The sequence below is a fragment of the Nonomuraea sp. NPDC050643 genome (assembly GCF_040654715.1).
Classification (GTDB): Bacteria; Actinomycetota; Actinomycetes; order Streptosporangiales; family Streptosporangiaceae; genus Nonomuraea.
The window spans coordinates 24,354-47,271 of sequence record NZ_JBFAIM010000051.1; the positions used below are offsets into that span (position 1 = coordinate 24,354).

The 22,918-nt window shown below is 73.0% G+C and carries 24 protein-coding genes; 18 read left to right on the plus strand and 6 right to left on the minus strand.

Going from position 1 to position 22,918, the window contains the following annotated elements:
* The first annotated feature begins 184 nt into the window (after window positions 1-184).
* The 6 genes from AB0I15_RS45715 to AB0I15_RS45740 all read left to right on the plus strand — a co-directional run bounded on the left by AB0I15_RS45715 (window position 185) and on the right by AB0I15_RS45740 (window position 5,816).
* Complete coding sequence (locus tag AB0I15_RS45715; protein ID WP_358111219.1) at window positions 185-1,162, plus strand: small ribosomal subunit Rsm22 family protein; 978 nt, start codon at window positions 185-187, stop codon at window positions 1,160-1,162.
* A 60-nt stretch (window positions 1,163-1,222) separates the two neighbouring features.
* A complete protein-coding gene (locus AB0I15_RS45720) occupies window positions 1,223-1,834 on the plus strand; it encodes a LysE family translocator (protein ID WP_358111222.1) in 612 nt (203 codons plus the stop codon).
* A gap of 58 nt (window positions 1,835-1,892) precedes the next feature.
* Window positions 1,893-2,669 carry a polyprenyl diphosphate synthase gene (uppS, locus tag AB0I15_RS45725; protein WP_358111225.1) on the plus strand — a complete coding sequence of 259 codons (777 nt, stop codon included), beginning with the start codon at window positions 1,893-1,895 and terminating at the stop codon, window positions 2,667-2,669.
* Between the two features lie 52 nt (window positions 2,670-2,721).
* Window positions 2,722-3,516: a GNAT family N-acetyltransferase gene (locus tag AB0I15_RS45730; RefSeq protein WP_358111227.1), complete on the plus strand. Its 795-nt coding sequence runs from the start codon at window positions 2,722-2,724 to the stop codon at window positions 3,514-3,516.
* A 6-nt stretch (window positions 3,517-3,522) separates the two neighbouring features.
* Window positions 3,523-4,440: a pentapeptide repeat-containing protein gene (locus AB0I15_RS45735; RefSeq protein WP_358111230.1), complete on the plus strand. Its 918-nt coding sequence runs from the start codon at window positions 3,523-3,525 to the stop codon at window positions 4,438-4,440.
* 143 nt (window positions 4,441-4,583) lie between these two features.
* Complete coding sequence (locus tag AB0I15_RS45740; protein WP_358111233.1) at window positions 4,584-5,816, plus strand: cytochrome P450; 1,233 nt, start codon at window positions 4,584-4,586, stop codon at window positions 5,814-5,816.
* Here the strand turns inward: AB0I15_RS45740 and AB0I15_RS45745 are convergent.
* The gene (locus tag AB0I15_RS45745) at window positions 5,813-6,313 is read right to left on the minus strand and encodes a MarR family transcriptional regulator (RefSeq protein ID WP_358111236.1); all 501 of its coding nucleotides are present in this window, start codon (window positions 6,311-6,313) and stop codon (window positions 5,813-5,815) included. The genes AB0I15_RS45740 and AB0I15_RS45745 overlap by 4 nt on opposite strands.
* Window positions 6,314-6,389: 76 nt before the next feature.
* Between AB0I15_RS45745 and AB0I15_RS45750 the strand changes: the two genes are divergently transcribed.
* The 6 genes from AB0I15_RS45750 (at window position 6,390) to AB0I15_RS45775 (ending at window position 11,353) form a co-directional block, all read left to right on the plus strand.
* Window positions 6,390-7,295: an EamA family transporter gene (locus tag AB0I15_RS45750; protein WP_358111239.1), complete on the plus strand. Its 906-nt coding sequence runs from the start codon at window positions 6,390-6,392 to the stop codon at window positions 7,293-7,295.
* A 5-nt stretch (window positions 7,296-7,300) separates the two neighbouring features.
* Entirely contained in the window at window positions 7,301-7,966 is a 666-nt protein-coding gene (locus AB0I15_RS45755) for an NAD(P)H-binding protein (RefSeq protein WP_358111241.1), read from the plus strand.
* A 33-nt stretch (window positions 7,967-7,999) separates the two neighbouring features.
* Window positions 8,000-8,863, plus strand: a complete 864-nt coding sequence (locus AB0I15_RS45760; protein ID WP_358111244.1) for an SMP-30/gluconolactonase/LRE family protein — start codon at window positions 8,000-8,002, stop codon at window positions 8,861-8,863.
* 399 nt (window positions 8,864-9,262) lie between these two features.
* Window positions 9,263-9,850, plus strand: a complete 588-nt coding sequence (locus AB0I15_RS45765; protein ID WP_358111248.1) for a WHG domain-containing protein — start codon at window positions 9,263-9,265, stop codon at window positions 9,848-9,850.
* Window positions 9,847-10,365 (plus strand): FBP domain-containing protein, encoded by a 519-nt coding sequence (locus tag AB0I15_RS45770; RefSeq protein ID WP_358111251.1) that lies wholly within the window; start codon window positions 9,847-9,849, stop codon window positions 10,363-10,365. Before AB0I15_RS45765 ends, AB0I15_RS45770 begins: the two co-directional genes overlap by 4 nt.
* Before the next feature lie 478 nt (window positions 10,366-10,843).
* Window positions 10,844-11,353: an OmpA family protein gene (locus AB0I15_RS45775; RefSeq protein WP_358111459.1), complete on the plus strand. Its 510-nt coding sequence runs from the start codon at window positions 10,844-10,846 to the stop codon at window positions 11,351-11,353.
* A 36-nt stretch (window positions 11,354-11,389) separates the two neighbouring features.
* Here AB0I15_RS45775 and AB0I15_RS45780 read toward each other — a convergent pair whose 3' ends face one another.
* Window positions 11,390-12,454, minus strand: coding sequence for a TetR/AcrR family transcriptional regulator (locus AB0I15_RS45780; protein ID WP_358111254.1), 1,065 nt, complete (start codon window positions 12,452-12,454; stop codon window positions 11,390-11,392).
* Between the two features lie 87 nt (window positions 12,455-12,541).
* On the opposite strand from AB0I15_RS45780, the gene AB0I15_RS45785 reads away from it, so the two are divergent.
* Both AB0I15_RS45785 and clpX read left to right on the plus strand, forming a co-directional pair.
* Complete coding sequence (locus tag AB0I15_RS45785; RefSeq protein WP_358111257.1) at window positions 12,542-13,732, plus strand: cytochrome P450; 1,191 nt, start codon at window positions 12,542-12,544, stop codon at window positions 13,730-13,732.
* Between the two features lie 5 nt (window positions 13,733-13,737).
* Window positions 13,738-14,997, plus strand: coding sequence for an ATP-dependent Clp protease ATP-binding subunit ClpX (gene clpX, locus AB0I15_RS45790; RefSeq protein ID WP_358111260.1), 1,260 nt, complete (start codon window positions 13,738-13,740; stop codon window positions 14,995-14,997).
* Here the strand turns inward: clpX and AB0I15_RS45795 are convergent.
* The 3 genes from AB0I15_RS45795 to AB0I15_RS45805 all read right to left on the minus strand — a co-directional run bounded on the left by AB0I15_RS45795 (window position 14,989) and on the right by AB0I15_RS45805 (window position 16,832).
* On the minus strand, window positions 14,989-15,753 hold the full coding sequence (locus AB0I15_RS45795; protein ID WP_358111263.1) for an NAD(P)-dependent oxidoreductase: 765 nt from the start codon (window positions 15,751-15,753) through the stop codon (window positions 14,989-14,991). The two genes, clpX and AB0I15_RS45795, sit on opposite strands and share 9 nt — an antisense overlap.
* Before the next feature lie 199 nt (window positions 15,754-15,952).
* Window positions 15,953-16,573 (minus strand): hypothetical protein, encoded by a 621-nt coding sequence (locus AB0I15_RS45800; protein ID WP_358111266.1) that lies wholly within the window; start codon window positions 16,571-16,573, stop codon window positions 15,953-15,955.
* A 4-nt stretch (window positions 16,574-16,577) separates the two neighbouring features.
* A complete protein-coding gene (locus tag AB0I15_RS45805) occupies window positions 16,578-16,832 on the minus strand; it encodes a hypothetical protein (RefSeq protein WP_358111269.1) in 255 nt (84 codons plus the stop codon).
* Window positions 16,833-17,032: 200 nt separating this feature from the next.
* On the opposite strand from AB0I15_RS45805, the gene AB0I15_RS45810 reads away from it, so the two are divergent.
* From AB0I15_RS45810 to AB0I15_RS45825, 4 genes are all read left to right on the plus strand, one after another.
* A complete protein-coding gene (locus tag AB0I15_RS45810; protein WP_358111272.1) occupies window positions 17,033-17,719 on the plus strand; it encodes a response regulator transcription factor in 687 nt (228 codons plus the stop codon).
* 50 nt (window positions 17,720-17,769) lie between these two features.
* Window positions 17,770-18,153 (plus strand): response regulator transcription factor, encoded by a 384-nt coding sequence (locus tag AB0I15_RS45815; RefSeq protein WP_358111274.1) that lies wholly within the window; start codon window positions 17,770-17,772, stop codon window positions 18,151-18,153.
* Window positions 18,123-20,642 carry a histidine kinase gene (locus AB0I15_RS45820; protein ID WP_358111277.1) on the plus strand — a complete coding sequence of 840 codons (2,520 nt, stop codon included), beginning with the start codon at window positions 18,123-18,125 and terminating at the stop codon, window positions 20,640-20,642. The genes AB0I15_RS45815 and AB0I15_RS45820 overlap by 31 nt, the downstream gene beginning before the upstream one ends.
* A gap of 157 nt (window positions 20,643-20,799) precedes the next feature.
* Complete coding sequence (locus AB0I15_RS45825) at window positions 20,800-21,597, plus strand: putative protein N(5)-glutamine methyltransferase (protein ID WP_358111280.1); 798 nt, start codon at window positions 20,800-20,802, stop codon at window positions 21,595-21,597.
* Window positions 21,598-21,828: 231 nt separating this feature from the next.
* On the opposite strand, the gene AB0I15_RS45830 is transcribed toward AB0I15_RS45825, so the two are convergent.
* Window positions 21,829-22,845: a helix-turn-helix domain-containing protein gene (locus AB0I15_RS45830; RefSeq protein ID WP_358111283.1), complete on the minus strand. Its 1,017-nt coding sequence runs from the start codon at window positions 22,843-22,845 to the stop codon at window positions 21,829-21,831.
* Window positions 22,846-22,918: the final 73 nt, after the last annotated feature.

Here is a 22,918-nt window from a genome sequence, read left to right on the forward strand (position 1 = left end):
CGCGCCTCGGCGCGGACTTCAGTGAGCCCTGGACGACCTTCCCCGTCCTCTGCCTGCCCTCCTTAGGCGAGGGCGAGCCCCTGGCCCGGGCGCGGACCGCATGAGCCGCCGCGACGCCCTCCCGCCCGGCGGGCAGGCGCCCCCGGCACCGATCCATCCATCTTCCTCCCAGGTGACACCATCCATGCTCCCCGATGACCTCAGAAGCGCCCTCGACCAGGCCCTGGCCCGCTTCTCCCCGCAAGAGCTGGCCGACTCCGTGGCCCAGCTCACCGAGCGCTACCGGACCGGCGTCTCCCAAGGCGGCAACCATCTGCGCTCGCGGGCCGACATAGCCGCCTACGCCGCGTACCGGATGCCCGCCACCTACGCGGCCGGCACCACCGCCATGCGGCACGCCGCGGCCCTGACCCCCGGTTTCGAGCCCCGTTCCCACCTCGACGCCGGCGGCGGCACCGGGGCGGCGATCTGGGCGGCGAGCCGGATCTGGCCGTCCATCGAGAAGGTCACCGTCATCGAGCACGACCAGCACATCATCGACCTGGGCAGACGCCTGGCCAGGGGCTCGGCGGCGCTGCGCGGCGCGACCTGGCGCCAGGCCTCCGTCGGCGCCGCCCTCGACCGTCCCCCCGCCGACCTGGTCACCATGTCGTACGCCCTGGGCGAGCTCCCCGAGCCCGAACGCCCGCAGGTCGTCCGCTGGCTGGCCGGGGACGCCGCCATGGTCGTCATCATCGAGCCCGGCACCCCGGCCGGCTACGCCACCATCACCCAGGCCAGGGAGGTCCTGACCCGCACGATGTCCATCGTCGCCCCCTGCCCCCACGACGGCGCGTGCCCGATCCGGCAGGGCCGCGACTGGTGTCACTTCTCCGTACGCCTGCCGAGGACCGCCCTGCACCGCCGCATCAAGGCCGGCACGCTGAGCTTCGAGGACGAGAAGTTCGCCTACGTCGCCGCCACCGCCACCCCCTGGCCGCGCCCCGCCGCCCGCGTCCTGCGCCATCCGCACAAGCGCAAGGGCGTGGTCTCCATGCGCCTGTGCACCGAGACCGACGGGCTCCGCGACGAGATCGTCTCCAAGCGGCAGGGCGACCTCTACCGCCTGGCCAGGGACGTCGAGTGGGGCGACGGCTGGCCGACTATAACCAACGCGTATTGACATAGAATGGGAGGGGTGGTTGGGTCCGAGGGGACGCCACTCCTCCCCGAAAGGCCGGCCGTGAGCATCGAGTTCCTGCTGACCTCGCTCGTCATCGTCATCACCCCGGGCACCGGCGTGCTCTACACGCTGGCGGCCGGGCTGTCGCGCGGGGGCAGGGCGGGGGTGGTGGCCGCGTCCGGCTGCACGCTGGGCATCGTGCCGCACATGGCCGCCGCCGTGACCGGCCTGGCCGCGCTCCTGCACGCCAGCGCCGTCGCCTTCCAGGTCATCAAGTACGCGGGCGTGGCGTACCTGCTCTACATGGCCTGGAGCACGCTGCGCGAGCGCGGCGGCCTCAGCGTCGAGCGGGACGCCGCCCCGCGCCCGGCGGCCCGCGTGATCGCCGACGGCGTGCTGATCAACATCCTCAACCCCAAACTGTCGATCTTCTTCTTCGCGTTCCTGCCCCAGTTCGTCAGCGCCGGCGAACCGGCCGCGCTGGCCCGCATGCTCGAGCTCAGCGCGGTGTTCATGCTGCTGACGTTCGTGGTCTTCGCCGGCTACGGCCTGTTCGCCGCCGCCGTCAGGAACCACGTGATCTCCCGCCCCAAGGTGCTGACCTGGATGCGGCGCGGGTTCGGGGCGGCGTTCGTCGCCATGGGCGCCAAGCTGGCCTTGACGGAGCGGTGAGACGCCGAAAAACGGGAAACAAGGCCGTCCGGCACACCGGTCGCGCCATCCTTGGAGGGTGCGGACAACCGATCTTCTCCATTCCCTGTACGCCCGGCGCCTGCGCCGCCACGTCGTGGCGGGCCCGCTGCCCCGCCACGTCGGCCTGATCATGGACGGCAACCGCCGCTGGGCCCGCCAGCGGGGCCTGCCCAACCCGAGCATCGGCCACAAGTACGGTGCCGAGCACATCGAGGACATGCTGTCGTGGTGCGAGGGCCTGGGCATCCGGCACGTGACCGTGTTCCTGTGCTCGACGGAGAACCTGCGGCGGCGCGGCGACGAGGAGGTCGCCTACCTGCTGGGGGTGATCGAGCGGATGGTCGCCGACCGCTTCGACCGGCCGGACGCCCGCTGGCAGGTCCACGTCGCCGGCCTGCTCGACCTCCTGCCCGACACCACGGCCCGCGCGCTCAAGAGCGCCGTCGAGGCGACCCGCACCTGCGCCACCGGCTTCCACCTGACGCTCGCCATCGGGTACGGCGGCCGCCAGGAGGTCATCGACGCCCTGCGCGAGCTGCTGTACGAGCGGGCCGAATCCGGGCAGTCCATGCTGGAGCTGGCCTCGACCCTGACGGAGGAGGACATCGCCCCCCACCTGTACACCGCCGGCCAGCCGGACCCCGACCTGGTGATCCGCACCAGCGGCGAGCAGCGCCTGTCGAACTTCCTGCTCTGGCAGTCGGCCTACTCCGAGCTGTACTTCTGCGAGGCCTACTGGCCCGCCTTCCGCGAGATCGACTTCCTGCGCGCGCTGCGCAGCTTCGCGGCCCGGCAACGGCGCTTCGGAGGTTAGCGCGGGTCATATCCGGTTGCTCACCGGCCTGGTCGAGTGCTGAGCTGGGCGGATGAATCCTGATGAGGTGCTGGCCACGTTCGACCGGCAGTTGCGGCGCGAGGCCCGCCCCGACGGCCCGGAGGTCAGGGTCGAGCGGGCCGGTGACGTCGTCCGGCAGGTGGGCCCGGCGCACGGGTGGAACGGCGTCCTCTGGTCCGGCCTCGACGACGGCCTCGACGACGACGGCGCCGACGCCGCCGACGGCGGCGCGGACGCGGCGATCGCCGACCAGGTGCGCCACTTCGGGGCACTGGGCCTGGCGTTCGAGTGGAAGCTGTACGGTCACGACCGCCCCGCCGACCTCGGCCACCGTCTCCTGGCCGCCGGCTTCACCGCCGAACCGGCCGAGACGCTCATGGTCGCCGAGGCGGCCGCGATCACGGGCGGGTGCCCCGAGGGCGTCCGGCTGGTGCCGGTGACCGACCGGGAGGGGGTCGAGCTGGTGACGCGGGTTCACGAAAGCGCCTTCGGCGACCCCGGTGACCGGCTCAGGCACCACCTGCTGGGCCGGCTGGCCGCCGGGACCCTCAACGCCGTCGTCGCCATGGCCGGAGACGTGCCGGTGAGCTCGGCCCGCTTGGACGTGCATCCCGGCACGCGGTTCGCGAGCCTGTGGGGCGGCGGGACCGTGCGGGAATGGCGGGGCAGGGGAATCTACCGGGCGCTGGTGGCGTACCGGGCCCGGCAGGCCGTCGCGCTCGGCTACGACTACCTCCAGGTGGACGCCTCCAGCGAGAGCCGGCCGATCCTGGCACGGCTCGGGTTCGCGGCGCTGACCACGACGACGCCGTACGTCCATCCATGAGTACCCTTGACCGACCCCCTTTTCGCCGCCCCTGAGGAGAACAGCGCGTTGCCCGCCACGAACCCACGCGAGCTCGGCCTGCTGGCCGACTGTGAGAGCTGCTTCGGGCTGTGCTGCGTGGCACTGCCCTTCGCGGCCTCGGCCGACTTCGCGATGGACAAGGACGCCGGGCAGCCCTGCGTCAACCTGCGCGCGGACTTCCGCTGCTCCATCCACCCGCACCTGCGCGAGCGCGGCCTGCCCGGTTGCACGGTGTTCGACTGCTTCGGCGCCGGCCAGAAGGTCTCACAGGGCACGTTCGAGGGCCGGAGCTGGCGGGAGGAGCCGGGCACGGCCCGGCAGATGTACGCGGTGTTCCCGGTCATGCGGCAGCTCCACGAACTGCTGTGGTATCTGGCGGAGTCGCTGGCCCTGCCGGCCGCCGCGCCGGTCCACGCCGAGCTGGGCGCGGCCCTGGAGGAGACCGAGCGCCTCACCCGGGAGCCGGCCGACGTCCTGGAGAAGGTCGATGTGGCCGGGCATCGGGCCGTGGTCAACGCGCTGCTGCTGCGTACGAGCGAGCTGGCGCGGGCCGGGCTCAAGGGCAAGGAGCACAGGGGAGCCGACCTGATGGGCGCCCGGCTCAAGGGTGCCGGCCTGCGCGCGGCCAACCTGCGGGGCGCCTACCTCATCGGCGCGGACCTGCGCGGGGCGGACCTGCGGCAGGCCGACCTGATCGGGGCCGATCTCAGGGGCGCCGACCTGTCGGGGGCCGACCTCACCGGCGCCCTCTTCCTCACCCAGGCCCAGGTCAACGCCGCCCGGGGCGACACGGCCACCCGCCTGCCCGCCGCGCTCACCCGGCCACCGCACTGGAGCGCCGCCCAGAACAAGCCGGAAAAACCCACACAGGGCAGGCGCAGCGCACGCCCCCGCCGCCGCTGACCCCTGACGGCCCCGCGCCCCGACGGCCCCGCCCCGACGGCCCCGCCCCGACGGCCCCGCCTTGACGGCCCTGCCTTGACGGCCCTGCCTTGACGGTCCTGCGGGTCGGGCTCTTACTTGGGGAGGGCGACGAGGAGGGCGGCATGGTCGATCTGGCATCCTTCGATCCCTTTGACGCGGCGTTCCTGCAAGATCCCCACCCTTGGTACGCCGCGATGCGCGACCGGGCCCCCGTGTGCCGGGCCGGGAACCTGTGGTTCGTGACGTCCAGGGCACTGGTGGCCGAGGCGCTCGGGCGGCCGGAGGTGTTCTCGTCGCGGTTCGGCAGCGCGCAGACCAAGGCGAGCGGTCCCGTCGTCGAGGAGCTGCGCCGCATCGAGGAGCAGGGCTGGCCGCAGGTCTCGACCATGCTCACCGAGGACCCGCCGGTGCACGACCGCTACCGGCGGCTGGTGTCGCGGGCCTTCACCTACCGCAGGGTGCAGGGCTGGGCGCCGGACGTCCGGGAGATCTGCCGCTCCCTGGTGACGGCCCTGACGGCCAAGGCGGAGATCGAGTACGTCGCCGACTTCGCGGTGGTGCTGCCGTTACGCGTGATCGCCCGCGTGCTCGGCGTACCGGAGGACCTGCTGGACGACTTCAAGCGCTGGTCGGACGACTGGACGGTGACCATCGGCGCCGAGGTCGGCGACGAGCGCCGGCTGGAGGCCGCACGCGGCGTGCTGGAGTTCCAGCGCTATTTCGCCGCCGAGCTGGACGCCCGCCGCGCCGAGCCGCGCGACGACCTGCTGACCGGGCTGACGCGGGCGCATCTTGCGGGCGAGGAGGACGACCCGCTCACGACGGCGGAGTGCCTGAGCATCCTGAGCCAGCTTCTCGTCGCCGGGAACGAGACCACCACCAAACTGCTCACCGGCCTGGCCCACCTGCTGGCCGCCGACCCGGCCCGATGGCGGGACCTGCGCCAGGACCCGGGCCGCGCCACCGCGCTCACCGAGGAGGGGCTGCGCCTCCTCAGCCCGGTCCAGGGCATGTACCGGCTGGTCATGAGCGATACCCGGCTGGGGGAGACGGACCTGCCGGCCGGGGCGACGGTGGTGCTCGCCTACGCCTCCGCCAACCGGGACGAGGCGGTGTACGAGGACGCCGCCCGGTTCTCGTGCGAGCGGCGCAACGTCCGTGACCACCTGGCCTTCGGGTGGGGCGTCCACTACTGCCTGGGCGCGCCCCTGGCCCGGCTGGAGACGACGACGGCGCTGCGGGAGATGGCGCGCGGCTGGGCGTCGATGGCCCTGACCGAGGCCAACGACCTCGCCTACGAGCCCAGCTTCCTGCTGCGCGGGCTGCGGCGGCTCCACCTCGCGGTCACGCCCTAGTCGCGCAGGGTGTCGCCGAGCGATTCCAGCAGGTCGCGCAGGGTGCCTGCCAGGGCCTCCCGCTGTCGCGCGGGCAGCGCGGCCAGCACCCGGTTCTCGGTGGCCAGGTGGTCGGGCAGCACCCGTTCGATCAGGGCGAACCCCTCGCCGGTGAGCGTCACGTGGACGCCGCGCCCGTCCGACTCGCTCGGGGTGCGGGTCACCAGGCCGCGTGACTCCAGCCGGTCGAGCCGCTGGGTGATCGCCCCCGAGGTGACCATGGACGCGCGCATCAGCTCGGCGGGCGTCAGCCGGTGCGGGGGATCGCTGCGGCGCAGCGTGGCCAGGACGTCGAACGAGGCCGAGTCGAGCCCGTGCGCGGCGAACGTACGGCGCAGCTCCGCGCTCACCAGGTTGTGCAGCCTGGACAGCCGCCCGAGCACCGCCATGGGTGAGACGTCCAGGTCGGGGCGCTGGGCGTGCCACTGCTCGAGTACGAGATCGACATGATCGGCCACCGCCCCAGCCTACCGATGTCTTAGCGGTGAGGGACATCACTGGCCAAGTTGCTTAGTGCTGAGATACTTTGTCTTAGTGCTAAGCAATCGAACGGGCCTCGTGCTCGTGACCGCGCTGACCCCAGCCATCTGGGGCACCACCTACCTCGTCACCACCGAACTCCTGCCGCCTGATCGGCCCCTGCTGGCCGCCGTGATCCGGGCCCTGCCCGCCGGGCTCCTGCTCGTGGCCATCACCCGCCGCCTGCCGACGGGCGTCTGGTGGTGGCGGGCGCTGGTGCTCGGCGCGCTCAACATCGGGGTGTTCTTCGCGTTGCTGTTCGTGGGGGCGTACCGGCTGCCGGGCGGAGTGGCGGCGACCGTCGGCGCCGTCCAGCCGCTGCTGGTCGCGCTGCTGTCGGCCGGGGTGCTCGGTGAGCGGCTGACCCCGCGTACCCTGCTGGCCGCCGTGGCGGGGGTGGCCGGGGTCGGCCTGCTCGTGCTGCGCGCCGACGCGCGCCTGGACACGATCGGCGTGGCCGCCGCGCTCGGCGGCGCCGCCGTCATGGCGGCCGGCGTCGTGCTGAGCAAGCGCTGGCAGTCGCCCGCGCCACTGCTGGCCACCACCGGCTGGCAGCTCGTCGCCGGCGGTCTGCTGCTGCTCCCCGTGGCCCTCGTCGTCGAAGGCGCGCCCCCGTCCGGCCTGACCACCGCCAACCTCGCCGGGTACGCCTACCTCTCCCTCATCGGCGCCGCCCTCGCCTACGCCCTGTGGTTCAGGGGGCTGCGGGCGCTGTCGGCCACCAAGGTCACCTTCCTCGGCCTGCTCAGCCCCGTCGTCGCCACCGCGCTCGGCTGGGTCGTGCTCGGCCAGGACCTCACCGCCGCCCAGGGGCTCGGCGCGCTCATCGTGCTGGCCGCCCTCGTCACCGCCCAGCTCCAGCCCACCCGCACCCGTCGCATGCCCGCGCCGCCGCGCGTGCTCGCCGGAAAGGAGTCCTGATCGTCATGCGCATCACCGTGTTCGGAGCCACCGGAGCGGTCGGCGGCCGGGTCGTGGCCGAGGCCGTGTCACGCGGCCACGAGGTCACCGCCGTCGTACGCGACCCGGCCCGCCTCCCGCTCCCCGCAGTCGGGCGCGGCTCCGCCCGTCTCCCGCTTCCGCACGCTGTGGTCGGCGATGCCTCCGACGTCGCGGACGTGGTCCGGCTGAGCCGGGGCCAGGACCTGGTGGTCAGCGCCACCCGCCCCGCGCCCGGCCGCGAGGCCGACCTGGTCACCACCGCCAAGGCACTGCTGGCCGGGGTGGCCGAGACCGGCGTGCGGCTGCTGCTGGTCGGCGGCGCGGCCGGGCTGACGGTCCCGGGCGGCGGCGGGCGTACCGTGGTCGAGAGCCCCGGCTTCCCGCCGTCGTGGCGGCCCATCGCGCTGGCCTGCAACGCCCAGTTCGAGGTCTGCCGGGCCGAGGAGCGCGCCGACTGGACCTACCTGAGCCCGCCCGCGCTGATCGAGCCGGGGGAGCGTACCGGCCGCTACCGGCTCGGCCGGGACGAGCTGGTGGTGGACGCCGCGGGCCGGTCGGCGATCTCCATGGAGGACTTCGCGGTAGCCCTGCTCGACGAGGCCGAGACGCCCGCCCACCGGAGGATGAGATTCACGGTCGCGTACCAATAGGGTCGGATACCTGCGATCACGGAGGAGAGCGGCATGACCATCGCCCCCTACACCGTCACCGACCCCGTCGCCGAGCACGGCGAAGGACCCGTGTGGTCCAGCCGGTGGGGCGGGCTGCGCTGGGTGGACATGCTGGCCGGCGACGTGCTGGCGCTCGACGCCGAAGGCGCCGTGCGCCGCCGCCACGTCGGCGTGGTGGCCGCCGTCGTCCGGCCGCGCGCCTCCGGCGGCTACCTCGTCGCGGCCGAGCGTGAGCTGCTGCTGTCCGACTCCGACGATCTGGACGCCCCGCTGCGCTCCCTGGGCGAGGCATGGAGCGACCCCTCGATCCGCATGAACGAGGGCGGCTGCGACCCCGACGGCCGCTTCTACATCGGCAGCATGGCCTACGACGCGGCACCGGGGCGCGGCTCGTTCTACGTGGCCGGGCCCGGCGGCGGGCTGCGCGTGGTGCTGCCCGAGGTGACGATCTCCAACGGCTTCGACTTCAGCCCGGACGGCCGGCTGGCCTACTACGCCGACACGGTGACCGGCCGCGTGGACGTGCTCGACTACGACCCCGGCGCCGGGCTCACCGGGCGGCGGCCCTTCGCCGTCGTCGACCCCGGGCGCGGCGCGCCCGACGGGCTGACGGTCGACGCCGAGGGCGGTGTGTGGGTGGCGCTGTGGCAGGGCGGCGCCGTGCACCGGTATGACGCGGACGGCCGGCTCGACGCCGTCATCACCCTGCCCGTACGCAAGGTCACGGCCGTCACGTTCGGCGGCGAGGACCTCGACCGGCTGTTCATCACCACCTCCGCCCTTGACGTCGACCGGGCCGAGCAGCCCGAGGCGGGCGCGCTCTTCGCCGCCGACCCCGGCGTGCGCGGCCGCCCCGTGCGGCCCACCACCCTGTGACCTGACCGAGGCGCCCGGCCGGCTTTCCGGCGCTCAAGCCGGGAGTGGCTGCCGGTGGCGCCGTCGATGGACTCGCGCAGGCTGTCGAGGTGCCGGGCCCCCTCCAGGTCGAGCGCGCTGATCGCCCGGTCGACGGCGGCCTTGGCCCGGCTGTGGCGGCCGAGGATGCGGGCGGTGCTCTCCCCGGGCGGCGGCTCCATGTCCTGCTCGAACCTGAGCGGCCCGGCCTTCTGCCCGAACGTCACGTGGCACCAGCCGTTCTCGACCACCGCCGGCTGCTTGACCCAGCGTCTGGTCATGCGGCGACCGTGGCGGCCCGGCCCGACAAACGATTTGCGCTTCCTAGGCTCCCTAAGCTAAAACCTACGGGTATTAGGTTATCTGCGTGTGGAGGTGCCCATGGCCCGTGCCGGACTGACGGCGGACCGTGTGACGGAGGCGGCCGCCGACCTGGCCGACGAGGTCGGGTTCGACAACATCACCCTGTCCGCGCTCGCCCGCGGCTTCGGGGTGGCCGACGCGAGCCTCTACTCGCACGTCAGGAACGTGCGGGACCTGCGGGTGCGGGTGGCGGTCCGCGCCGCCCGCGAGCTGGCCGACCGGCTCGCCGCCGCCACGACGGGCCGGGCGGGCAAGGAGTCGCTGGCCGGGTTCGCGAACGCGTGGCGCGACTTCGCCAAGAGCCGTCCGGGCCGCTACCAGGCGACGCAGATGCCCGTCGAGCCGGACGTGATCGCCGGGTCGGGCGGGCACCAGCGGATCATGGCCACCACCTACGCGCACCTGAACGGCTACGGGCTGCCCGAGCCCGCCCTGACCGACGCCATCCGCCTGCTGCGCAGCACCTATCAGGGGTTCTTCGCCCTGGAGGCGAGCGGCGGATTCGGGCACCCGCGCGATGTGGAGGCGTCCTGGGCCGCGATCCTCGACGCGCTCGACAGCGCGCTGACGCACTGGCGGGTCTCCGCCGAGAGGAAGGAACCATGAACCCGATCACCGAGCGCGACATCCGCGCCTGCTTCGTCAACTGCTCCAAGGGTGAGGCCGGCCGGCTCAACCTGCCGCGCGGCCTGCGCGAGACGCCGTGGCCCGATCTCGACTTCCTGGGCTGGCGCGATCCGGGAGCGCCCGAGCGGGCCTACCTGGTGGCCGAGCGTGACGGCGGGCTCGTGGGGGTGGCGCTGCGGGCGGCTCCCGACGTCCGCAGGAGCTTCACGAAGTCCACGCTCTGCTCGGTGTGCGTGACACCGCACGCCGGCACCGGGGTCGCCCTGTTCACGGCGCCCCGGGTGGGGGCGGCGGGGCGGCAGGGGAACACGGTGGGGGCCTACATGTGCGCGGACCTGGCGTGCTCGCTCTACATGCGCGGCAGGAAGCAGACGGAGCGGGGGGAGCGGTTCGAGTCGCTCACCGTCGAGGAGCGCGTGCTGCGGGCGGCCGTCAACCTGGACGCCTTCCTGGGCCGGGTCCTCGACGGCGACCTGGCCGCGGCGCGGGGGTAGGGGCTGGCGGGGGGCGACGTTCAGCACGCGCCCGCGGACGGGAAGGGCCGTCTGCGGCGTCAGCCGGCGGGCGCCGGGTCGCCCGGTGGGCGACCGGAAGGCGGTAGGGCGCCGGCGTGAACGTCGCCCATGACTTGGACAGTTCCGGCCCCCCGCGCGGTTCCATCGGGAAGAAAAACATGTCAAACAGCCTGACTGCCAGGGAAAAGTACCTGGACCGCGCCGGTAATCGTCCGTCGAACTCCGGGCCCGCCCCTTCCTACCGTGGTGGCGGGCCGGAGTTCGGAGGTATGTCATGCGTGTTCGTCGTGGATCGTCGCGGGGGTGATGCTGCCGTTCGCCGTGTCGGCCTGCGCCGTTCCCGGAGCCGGCCGCCCGGCCGGTCACAGCCCGCCCCCATCCGCGCAGGCACAGGCTCCCGCCCCCGGAAGGGCACCCGGCGACGCCACCCGGCGCCCAGAAACGAGCGGTTGACGTGATGGCCTGGCGCGGCATTCCGGCCCTGCCGCTGCCCGTGGCGGCGCTGCTCGTGGGCCCCGCGCCGCACGTGCCCGGCGCGAACCTCCGGGCGGCGGTGCTCGACCTGCGGCTGACCGTCGAGCCCCTGCGGACGGAGACCGGCGAAGGGCTCCGGCGGCGGATCACGATCTCGTCCGACGTGCTGTTCGCGTTCGACGAGGCCACGCTGACCCCCGTCGTCGCCCGCCACCTGGCCGCGATCGCCGGACGGCTGCGTACGGCCACCGGCACCGTCCACGTGGACGGCCACACGGACGCCAAGGGCGGCACCGGCTACAACCTGGGCCTGTCGCGGCGGCGTGCCGAGAGCGTCAAACGGGAGCCGGACCGCGTCCTCGGCGGCACGCCCCGCATCGTCGCCTCGGGCCACGGCGAGGCCGACCCGGTCGCCCCGAACACCCAAGGCGGCAAGGACGACCCGGCGGGGCGCGCCGAGAACCGGCGCGTGGTCATCCACTTCGACGGCTGACGCCGCCGTCGCCCAGGCCGACGGGGTGCGCCACCCTCAGCGGGCGGCGGCGGTGTGGCAGGCGCCCAGGCCCTCGGTGCGCAGGACGATCCGGCCGGACTCGACGCGGATCGCGGTCTCCGTGCGGTCGCCCGGCTGCGTCACCCCGGCCGCCGCCGCCAGGGCGCCCGACTCGTCGTAGACCAGGCGCAGCCGCGGCCACGCCGGGCGGGGGAAGGTCTCCCGCAGGCACGTGCCGAGCTCGGCCACCACCAGCCGCGCCAGGGGGAGCAGCTCGCCCGGCGAGGCCGTCACGGCGATGGCGGTGACCTCGGCGTCCGGGGGCGCCGCGCGCAGGGCGTCCTCGACGGCCGAGAGCCGGTGCAGCCCGAGCATGGTCACCACCCCGTCGCGTGCCAGGCGGGCGGGGTCGCCCGTGATCGCGTCCACCGCCGGCGGCGGCGACCACGGCTCGTCCACCTCGTGGACCCTGGGGGACATGGGCGCCACCGACCACCGGTCGCCCAGGTCGAGGTCGGCCAGTTGCTCGCACACCCTGATCACGTCGAACGGCTCCACGAAGCCGGGCGCCGCGGCCGAGAGCTGACCCGCCCCCTGCAGGACCGTGAGGGCGGCCTCGGCCAGGCGCACCAGGCGGCCGTCCGGCTCCCTGGGCGGGCGCAGGCGCTCGAGCGCCAGGCCGAGCAGGACCGCGTTGAGCTTCATGAGCTGCGCGTACGGCCGGCGCGTCACCTCGTCGGCGAGGATCTCGGGGACCAGGTCCATGCCCAGCCTGCTGGGCGCCCGCTCGTCGTCGGTGACCAGCGGCAGGCGGGTGACCCAGCCGCGGGCCAGCGCCCCCAGCGCCTCGCGTACGGTGAGCGCCGGCTCCGCGGCGGCCGTCACCGGGGCGCGTTCGGCCAGGTCGGCCAGGACGGCGAAGTAGAGGGCCCGCTTGCCGGGGAAGTTCGAGTAGACGGCGCCGCGGGTGAGCTCGGCGCGGTCGGCGATCTCGTCGATCTTCGCGTCCCTGAATCCGCGCTCGGCGAACTCCTCCCTGGCCGCCGCCAGCACTTTCGCCCGGTTGCGCTCCTGCGTCTCCGCTCTGGTGAGCCGGACCATCGTCCTCCTCGTTGCCGTGCGCTCGCGAACCAAGATACCGTGGACATTCAGATGATGGGATCATTTGAAACGAGGAGTGCGCCGGCCATGACCGAGGTGCCTGAGATCGACCTGACCGATCCCGCCGTGGTGCGGGACCCCTTCACCACCTACGGGGCCGTCAGGGAGCGTTCGCCGGTGGCGAGGCTGACCGGGGCCGGGTTCGGGCCGTACTGGGTCGTGACGCGGCACGAAGAGGCCCGGGCGATGCTGAACGACCCGCGGCTGGAGATCAACGGCGGCAGCTTCATGCGCCCCGACGTGCCGGAGCACTGCCTGCCCTACCTGCGCACCATGGCCGAGATGAACGGGCCTGAGCACGCCCGCCTGCGCCGGCTGGTCGCGCCCGCGTTCACGCCGCGCAAGGCCGCCGCGTTCGGGCCGCGCATGGAGGCGATCGTCGAAGGGCTGCTCGACGACCTGCCGTGGGAGGACGGCTCGGTCGATCTGCTGGCGTACTTCGCCCGGCCGCTGCCGGTCGACGTGATCTGCGAGCTCGTCGGCATCCCCGCCGCCGACCGCCGCCGCTGGCGCGCGTACGGCGCGGCCGTCGCGAAGGGCCACGGCGAGGAGTTCGGGCGGGCCATCCCCGAGATCCTCGACGGCGCCAAGACCGCGATCGCCCAGGCCACGACGGAGCCCGGCGACGACCTGATCTCCGACCTCGCCCGCGTCATGGAGGAGGACGGCGACCGGCTCTCCGACGCCGAGCTGGTCGGCATGGTGTGGATGCTCGTCCTGGCCGGTCAGACCCCGGCCAACCTCATCGCCAACGCCATGGCGACCCTGTTCGCCCACCCGGGGCAGCTCGCCGCCCTGCGCGACGACCCCGGCCTCATGCCGCGCGCCGTCGAGGAGGTCATCCGCTGGTGCGGCCCCGCGATGCTGACCGTGCCCCGCTTCGCCGGCGAGGACCTCGAGATCGCGGGCGTGCGGATCGGCAAGGGGGAGCCGGTCTCCGCCTCCGTCGTGGCCGTCAACCGGGACCCGCGCGTGTTCGGCGTCGACGCCGGCAGGTTCGACATCACGCGGGAGCCGTACACGGGGCATCTCGGCTTCTCGCACGGGCCGCATTTCTGCGTCGGCGCGTCGCTGGCCCGCGTGCAGACCGGTCTCGCCCTCGGGGCGCTGCTGCGCCGCTTCCCGGGGCTGGAGCTCGTGGGGGAGGCGCCGTTCCTGCCGGATCCCGGCACGCTGCGGCTGGCGTCCCTGCCCGTCCGTTCGCGCGCGGCGGGCTGAGCCCGATGGCGCGTACGGGAGGCAAGGGCGGCGACGCGGTGCGCTGCTCGTTCTGCGCCAAGGCCCAGGGCGAGGTGCGCAAGCTCATCGCGGGCCCGCCGTCGGTCTACATCTGCGACGAGTGCGTGGAGCTGTGCAACGAGCTCATCGACGAGGAGGGCCCGATGGAGAGCTCGGCGGAGAGCTCGGCGGAGACCGGACGGCCGCAGGCGCGGCCGCGCGAGATCCACGACTTCCTCGACCAGTACGTCATCGGCCAGGACCAGGCCAAACGGGCCCTGTCGGTGGCGGTCTACAACCACTACAAGCGCGTCCGCGCCCAGAAGGACGTCGAGCTCGGCAAGTCCAACATCCTGCTGGTCGGCCCCACCGGCAGCGGCAAGACGCACCTGGTGCAGACGCTCGCCCGGATGCTCGGCGTGCCCTTCGCCGTCGCCGACGCCACCACGCTCACCGAGGCCGGCTACGTCGGCGACGACATCGAGACGATCCTGCTCAAGCTCATCCAGGCGGCCGGCTGGGACGTCGCCAAGGCCCAGACCGGCATCGTCTACATCGACGAGATCGACAAGATCGCCCGCAGGAGCGAGAACCCGTCGATCACCCGCGACGTCTCCGGCGAGGGCGTCCAGCAGGGGCTGCTGAAGATCCTGGAGGGCACGGTCGCCTCCGTCCCGCCCCAGGGTGGCAGGAAGCACCCGCACCAGGACCTCCTCCAGATCGACACCACGGACGTGCTGTTCATCGCGGGCGGCGCGTTCGACGGCCTGGAGGACATCATCGAGCGGCGGCTCGCCCGCCGGGGCGCCGGGTTCGCGGCCGCGCCGCCCGCCGCCGACCCGGACCCGCTGTCCCACGTGATGCCGCAGGACCTGGTCGGGTACGGGCTCATCCCCGAGTTCACCGGCCGCGTGCCTGTGGTGGCCACGCTGCGCCCGCTCGACGTGACGGCGCTGACCCGGATGCTCACCGAGCCGCGCAACGCGCTGGTCAAGCAGTACCAGCGGCTGTTCGAGCTCGACGGGGTGGAGCTGGAGTTCGACGGGGACGCCCTGGCCGCCGTGGCCGAGCAGGCGCTGCTGCGCCGCACCGGCGCCAGGGCCGCCCGCGCGATCCTCGAGGAGGTGCTGCTCAACGTCATGTACGAGGTCCCGAGCCGCGACGACGTGGCCCGCGTCGTGATCACCCGCGAGACGGTGCTCGACAACGTCAACCCGACCCTGGTGCCCCGCGACCGGCGCGACGGCAGGCGCAAGTCAGCCTGAGGGGGTGTCGCGGCCCGTGAACATGCGGCAGACGGGCACGGTGGGCGGCCCGGCCGTGGCCGCGTACGGCTCGCTGTCGTCGCGCGGGGCGTAGCCGAGCTTCCTGGCCGAGGTGATGTCCCAGTGCCGCCTGGTGTTGGCCGACGTGCCGAAGTGCACGCTCCACCCCGGGCCGGCCGTCAGCGCGGCCAGCACCAGGGCGCCGGCGTCCCGGTCCGACAGCCACATGCCCAGGTAGCGGGCCTCGTCGAGGTCGTAGCCGGTGGCGCCGAGCCGCAGGCCGACCACCGAGGCGCCGGTCAGCTCGGCGTGCAGGCGGCCGAGGGCCTCGACGACGACCTTGCTGAGGCCGTACGCGCAGCAGGGGCGCGGCTCCCACGCGGGATCCACCGGGCGGTGCTCGGGCCGGTTGTACTCGCCCATCGCGTGCACCGAACTGGCCAGCACCACCCGCGGCACGCCGCACGCGGCGGCGGCGTCGAGGACGCGGCGGGTCAGCGCCACGTTGGCGTGGTAGACCTCCTCCCAGCCGGCCGTCGTGCGGGGGTCGGCCGCCAGGTGCACGAGCCCGGACGCCCCGGCCAGTGCTTCCTCGGCCACCCCCGGCCGGTGCAGGTCGCCGGCCAGGACCTCCTCGCCGGGCCGCGCCGGCCCGCCGGCCCGGTCCACGATCCGCAGCGGGTGCGCCTCCAGCAGCGCCGGGCGTACCAGCCTGCCCACCCGTCCGAACCCGCCAGTGATCACAACAGGCCCCATGCCATGATCCCCCGTTCTTCCCTCCTCACCTTATGCCGCCCCGCCGCGCCCGATAAGCGGTGACATCTCCCACCGCACGACACGCCGGCCGCCCGGACGGATGCTCCCGTCCGGGCGGCCGGGCCGGCCTGCCATCTCTGGCCTGCCATGCCCGACCTGCCATGCGACCTGCCATGCGACCTGCCATGCCCGGCCGGGGCTATCCGGCGAGTTTCTCCACCGGAAGCCCCGCGCCGGGCACGGCGTCGCCCCACGTCCCCGCCCCCAGCACCACGCCCCGCCGCATGATCTCCACCGTGACGAACTGCGCCCGGCGCGGGTCGCGCTCGACACGGACGGAAGTCGCGCAGCAGGCCGCCGCTATTTCCCCGGCGAACGCCTCGAAGTCCTCGGCGCAAATCCCGGCCCGGAGCAGAATGAAAGCCCTTTCCCCCACGTCCGTCGGCGATATCCAGAGGATCAGCGGAATTCGGCCCTTTCGGGTGTGCATGGAGGTCTCCCGGCACACCCGCTGCAGCCGGTGCCGGGAGAACAGGCACCAGAAGTGGTGCCCTATCCATTTCCGGCCGGCCGGTAATGTCGCCGGCACGGAAACGCTGCCGGCGAGCGCGAACGGCGCCCACCACAGTCCGTGGCCGGCCGCCGCCGTCATCACCGTGACCGCCGCGGCGGCCAGGAGGAGCAGCGTGATCTCCGTGCGCCACCGCCACAACCGTACGAGCGGTCCCGTCCCCAGGACCGGATACAGGCCCTCGACCGGCGCGTACGGGTTGCGGCGCATGTTGCGGGCGCTGGTGTCGGCGAGCGTGTCGATCGGCATGTGATCAGCCCCTGGCGCCGAGACGTACCGGCGTCCCCTCGGCCCGGACCGCGTCGGCGAGCCGGGCGGCCCTGAGTGCGTCGAATCGCGGGTCGCGGTACCGCCGGGCACCGAAACCCGTCTTGGTGACCGTCCATCCGTACTGGCGGGCCCGCTCGTCCTGGTCCTCACAGAGCGCTTCGTCCGCGCGGGTCAGCAATGCGCTGATCCTGGACCTGATTCGCGATACCCGCTCGGTGACGTGAAGCATTTCGGCCACCACTCCCCCTCGTCGTCGTCCTAGCTGAAACCCCTCATATCGCTCTCGCAGGTTCACTGCCGTTACGCCAAGTTTCCGCCGTGGCCGCTTATTCAGCGATAATGCTGGCTTCCGCATTCGTGGTTCGGTTTTCCTCACTCGCGGGTGCGAGGCCAATGGCGCGTATTGAGTGTTCAGGAGGGCCGGACTACGGTTTGCAGGTGACGCAGTTGCGGATAGTGATCGCCGAGGACAACCTGCTGGTGCGGGCCGGTATCCAGGCTCTGGTCGCCACCGAGGCCGACGTCGAGGTCAGCGGGGTCTGCTCGGGCTACGAAGCCCTCATGACCTCGGTGGACGAGGAGCGCCCCGACGTCGTCGTCACCGACATCCGCATGCCGCCGACCCTGACCGACGAGGGGATCAGAGCCGCCACGACGCTGCGCGTCACGCATCCCGAGGTGGCCGTGCTCGTGCTGTCACAGTTCCTCGACCCCGCCTACCTCCTGGACCTCATCGCGCAGGGGAGCAGCAGGCGCGGATATCTGCTCAAGGAGCGCATCGCGGCGCCCGGCGAACTCGTCAGCGCCGTGCGCACGGTCGCCTCCGGGGGCTCGTTCATCGACCCCGTGGTGGTCGACTCGCTGGTGTCGGCCAAGGCGCGCAACGAGGCGGGCGCGCTGCGGGAGCTCACGCCACGGGAGCGGCAGACGCTCGCGGAGGTCGCCGCGGGCCGGTCGAACCTCGCGATCGCGGCCGGGTTCGGCGTCTCGGAGCGGGCGGTGGAGAAGTACATCAACTCGATCTTCCTCAAGCTCGGCCTGCGCGGAGACCGGGACACCAACAGGAGGGTCAAGGCGGTCCTGATGTTCCTCGACTCCGGCGCGTCCGCGAACACCGGGCGATAGTGATGGTGGCACCACCGACAAGGCGCCGATCGGGTGCGACGATCAGCATTGTGGAGCAACACCTCGTACGCGTTCTGGTGGTGGACGACCTGCCGTCGTTCCGCCGGGCCGTGGCCGGCGTGATCGCCGTGGTGGAGGGGTTCGAGCTGGCCGGTGAGGCCACCAGCGGCGAGGAGGCCCTGGGCTTCCTTGAGGATCACCGGGTCGCGATGGTGCTGATGGACGTCAACATGCCAGGCATGGGCGGCCTCGAGGCGGCCCGGCAGATCAGGTGCTGGCATCCGGAGGTCCTGGTGGTCCTGCTGTCGGTCAACAACACAGAGGATCTGCCTCGTGACGCGATGGTGATGGGGGCTCATTATCGGCACAAGGACCGCTTCGGCCCCGACGAACTGGAGGCGTTGTGGCACGACGGGGGCCATACAAGGTTTTAGCCGGCCTGCGCGGGCCTCAGATCCTCGAGATCGGCGCACCCGAGTGGGAGCGGCTGCGCACCTACATCCAGCTCGACCTGGCCGGGCTGCTGATCGCGGTGGTCTGGCTGATCGTGCTGAGAGCGACGGTCCTGGACGACGACTGGTTCGTGGCGATCATTGTGCTGCTCCTGGTCATGGCCGTGTTCCTGGTCCGCGCGATCCAGTTGATCCACCAGTACCGGCGGTTCGCGGCGGTCGTCGTCTTCGCGCTGTCGAACTGGATCGTGGCGGTCGCCGTGACCGCGACGACACCGTTCGCGCTGTCCACGCTGACGCTGGCCGTGCTGCTGCCGGTGCTGGTGGCCCTGCAGCACATGAACCGCGCCCGGCTGCTGGCGATGCTCGGCGCGACCATGCTGGTCGGCACGGCGCTGGTGGTCGTCGGCAGGGTGAGCGGCGGGGTGGGTCTCGAGGGCAAGGTCGATCCGGCGGTCATGCACGGGCTGGCGATCGCGTTCATCCCGTTCCTGACCGTGCTGGTGTCGCTGGCGGCCTGGCAGAACCACGTGGTGCTGGTGGCCAGGACGGAGGCGTTGCAGGAGTCGCGGGCCCGGCTGGTGGCGACGGCCGACCGCGAGCGCTGCCGGATCGAGCGCAACCTGCACGACGGCGCCCAGCGCCGTCTGGCCGCGGCGGCGGAGCAGTCGCGGGAGGCGCGGCGGCTGCTGGCCGGTGATCCCGGCCGGGCGGGCCCGCTGCTCAGCCGCCTGTCCGACGACCTGCAGGAGGCCAGTACGGAGCTGCGCAATCTGGCCCACGGCATCTACCCGCCACAGCTCGGCCAGTACGGGCTGGAGACCGCCCTGCGCGCGGTCGCCCAGCACGCGCCGATCCCGACGACCGTGCGGGCCGTCGGCGTCGGCCGCTACCCGCCCGAGATCGAGATCAACATCTATTTCTGCCTGCTGGAGGCCCTGCGGAACACGATCAGGCACGGCGGTGAGGAGGCGACCGTCGCCATCACCCTGCAGGACCGCAACGGGCTGTCCTTCGACTTCCGCGACACCGGCAAGGGCTGCGACCCCGCCGTCATCCGGACGGGCCACGGCATGATCACCATGAACGACCGGCTCGGCGCCATCGGCGGCACCCTGACCGTCGCCACCGCGCCGGGTGACGGGGTGCGGCTGCACGGCCACCTGGCCGGGTCCGTGCTGAAGAGCGCGGGCGTGGAGCGTTCCGGCTGGGAGCTCAGCGGCGTGGTCCGCTCCGTGCTGGGGGGACTCTGGGCGGTCGTCGCCAGGACGTACATCGCGGCCCAGCGCAGCGTGGAGCCGCATCCGCACCGGTTCATCGCCGCCGGCCTGTGGGGGGTCCTCGGCGTGGTGCTGGGCGCCGGCGCGATCGCGCTGGTGGTCTTCGCCCGTACGCGGAACCCCTGGCTCCTGGCCCTGGCCGGCCTGTGCTGCGTCATGGCCGCGATGGCCGTCGTCACCCTGCGGGTCGTCAGGCGCGGCCGGGTCAAGCGCGCCATCGGCCTGTCGGCCGCGATCACCTGGTGCTACGCCTTCGCCCTGACCTCGATGATCCCGTCCGCGCAGCCCTACGCCGCGCTGGTCATGGTCTCCCCGGTGCTGCTGTCCGTGGCCTACCTGCCGCGCCGGCGGTTCAAGATCATCATGGTCTGCACGATCGCCACGGCCTTCGCGATCGCCCTGCCCGAGCGCTTCCTGCCCGGTATCGGGTTCGAGGGGGTCGCCCCGGGCTGGGTGGTCGACGCGACCGTGATCGGCCTGGTCGTCATGGGCCTGACGCGGGCCTCGTACCTGGCCTGGCAGAACCACATGATGCTGGTCGCACGGGCCGAGGCGCTGCAGGAGTCGCGCGGCCGGCTGGTGGCGGCGGCCGACCGGGAACGCCGGCAGATCGAGCGCAACCTGCACGACGGCGCCCAGCAGCGGCTGGTGGCGGCGGCCGTGCAGTCGCGGGTGGCGCAGCGGCTGGTGGCCACCCAGCCGGGACAGGTGGGCCCGCTGCTGGAGCAGCTCGACGACGACCTGCGCGACGCCGCGGCCGACCTGCGCGACCTCGCGCACGGCATCTACCCGCCGCAACTCGCCGAGTCGGGGCTGGAGGCGGCGCTGCGCGCGGCGGCGCGGCACTCCCCGCTCCCCACCGAGGTGAACGCCGCCGGGATCGGCCGCTACCCGCCCGAGATCGAGATCAACATCTACTTCTGCCTGCTGGAGGCGCTGCAGAACGCTGGCAAGCACGCGGGCGAGCACGCCACGGTCACGATCGACCTGCGGGGCGGGAACGGGCTGTCCTTCGACTTCCACGACACCGGCAACGGCAGCCACCCCGACCTGATCCGCACCGGCCACGGCATCACCAACATGTACGACCGGCTCGGCGCCATCGGCGGCACCCTGACCATCGACACCAGCCCCGGCGCCGGGCTGCACCTGCACGGGGACATCCCGGCCCGGCCCGTCGCGGGGATGTGAAAAACCCTCTGGTAGCGTGACGTCGCGAAAGAGACCCATCCCAGGGAGGTGAGACCCATTACCGCTGTGTCAGGCTGGGTGCTCCCTTCCCTCAGCCGAGCGGCCCACCAGGAATAGGTGACCGCGGGAGCGCCCATCGGCATCCCGAAAGGCTCCCATGTCGGTTTTCTCATCACCTGTTCCTCTGCCGGTCATCGTCACCAGGTTGCGCGCCGCCGGTTGCGTGTTCGCCGAGGACGAGGCCGAGCTGCTCGTCTCCGCCGCCCCGACCTCCGCCGACCTGGCCGCCATGGTCGAGCGGCGCGTGGCGGGCGAACCCCTCGAACACGTGCTGGGCTGGGCGGAGTTCTGCGGCCTGCGGGTGGCGGTGGAGCCGGGGGTGTTCGTGCCCCGGCCGCGTACCGGATTCCTGATCGACCAGGCCGCCGCCCTGGCCGGGCGGGTGGCCGGGACGCCGGTCGTGCTCGACCTGTGCTGCGGCACCGGCGCGATGGGCGCGGCGCTGGCGGCCCGCCTGGAGCGGGCCGAGCTGCACGCCGCCGACCTCCACCCGGCCGCCGTGCGCTGCGCCCGGCGCAACCTGCCCGGCGCCCACGTCTACGAGGGCGACCTGTACGAGCCGCTCCCCGCCACGCTGCGGGGCCGGGTGGACCTGCTGATCACCAGCCCCCCGTACGTGCCGTCCGGCTCGGTCGGCCTGCTGCCCCCCGAGGCCCGGCTGCACGAGCCGCTCATGGCGCTCGACGGCGGCGACGACGGGCTCGACGTCGTCCGCCGCGTCATCGCCGGCGCGCCGGACTGGCTCGCGCCGGGTGGGCACCTGCTGGTGGAGACCAGCGAACGGCAGGCGGCCCCGACCGCCGACGCCGTGGCCGGCGCCGGGCTGACGGTCCGCGTGGCGGTCTCCGGCGAACTGGACGCCACGGCGATCATCGGCGCACGCCGACGTTCTTGATGCCTGGTCGAAGGCGGGGCTCCACGGCGGCTACGGGCCGCCCTGGAGCGAGAGCGTGCGCGGGGCGGCGCCCACCATGAGGTTGGTGATCAGCGCCACCGGGTGCGAGAGCATTCGCTTGGAACTCCAGCCGTTGGTCGAGGGCGGGCGACGGGTCGTCCTTGCGGGCTTTCCTCACTCGAGGATGCGGGCCGTCGCCGGGCTTGTCCTTACGGCCGCGTGCACAGTTCTTCAGTCTGCGCGCACTGTCGTGCTCTGGTGGCGGAACTGGCGCGGCGAGAGGCCGTACGCGCCGCGGAAGGCCTGGCTGAAGTGCGCGTGCCCGGTGAACCCCCACCGGGCCGCTATCGCGTGGATCGGGTGGGCGGCCAGCCGGGGGTCGGCGAGGTCGCGCCGGCACTGTTCGAGGCGGCGTTCGCGGATGTGGCCGGCCACGGTGCGCCCTTCCTGCTGGAACAGCTTGTGCAGGTAGCGCAGGGAGATGTGGTGGGCGGCGGCGATCGCGTGCGGGTTCAGGTGAGGGTCGCCCAGGTGGTCCCGGATGAAGGCGTGGATCTGGGCCATCAGCGCTCGCTGCCTGGTGTGGGGCGGCACCCCGCCCTCGGCGTCGAGCGCGTGGGCGAGCACCACGGTCAGCACGTCGAGGGTGAGGGTGGACAGCCGGGACGTGTCCGGCGGACTGAGCTCGGGCATGTGCCGGGCGAGTTGCAGCAGGAACTGCGCGGACAATGCGCCGATGGCCTGGGTGCCCGGGATGCGCACGGCGCTCAGGCGCCGCAGCTCCCGCGAGGGCAACGGCAGCAGCGAGCGCGGGAAGTGCAGGAGCATCACCTGGTTCACCGGAACGTGCGGCGCGTGCTCGACCTGGTAGGGGCGCGAGGTGTCGACCAGCACCAGATCCCCCGGGCCCAGGTCCGTGTGCCGGCCGCCCTGTGTCACCGCGCCGCCGCCGCGCACGGTGCAGCCCAGCTCGAACAGCTCCGGGTCGGCCTGCCGGATGAGCTTGGGCGTGCGGTGGGCCGAGTGCGGCACCACGGTCGCCAGCGTCGCCCGCACGGGACCGAACGCGCTGAAACCGGCGCGCGCCCGGAATCCGCTCTCCAGCCGCGGGTCACAGCGTAAGTCGTAGGGCACGTCGAGCTTCGCGTTCATCTCACGCCAGAAGGCGAACCGCTCTTCCGCCGGGACCTTGTCGGTGCTGACCATGTCCATGGCCCCCATGGTGTCGCGATGGGGACGGATGGGCATCTCCTTAACACGCCCACACCGCCGTACGCGTCCGGCCCAGGTTCGTCCCGGCACTCACGGGCAGCTCCTTAGC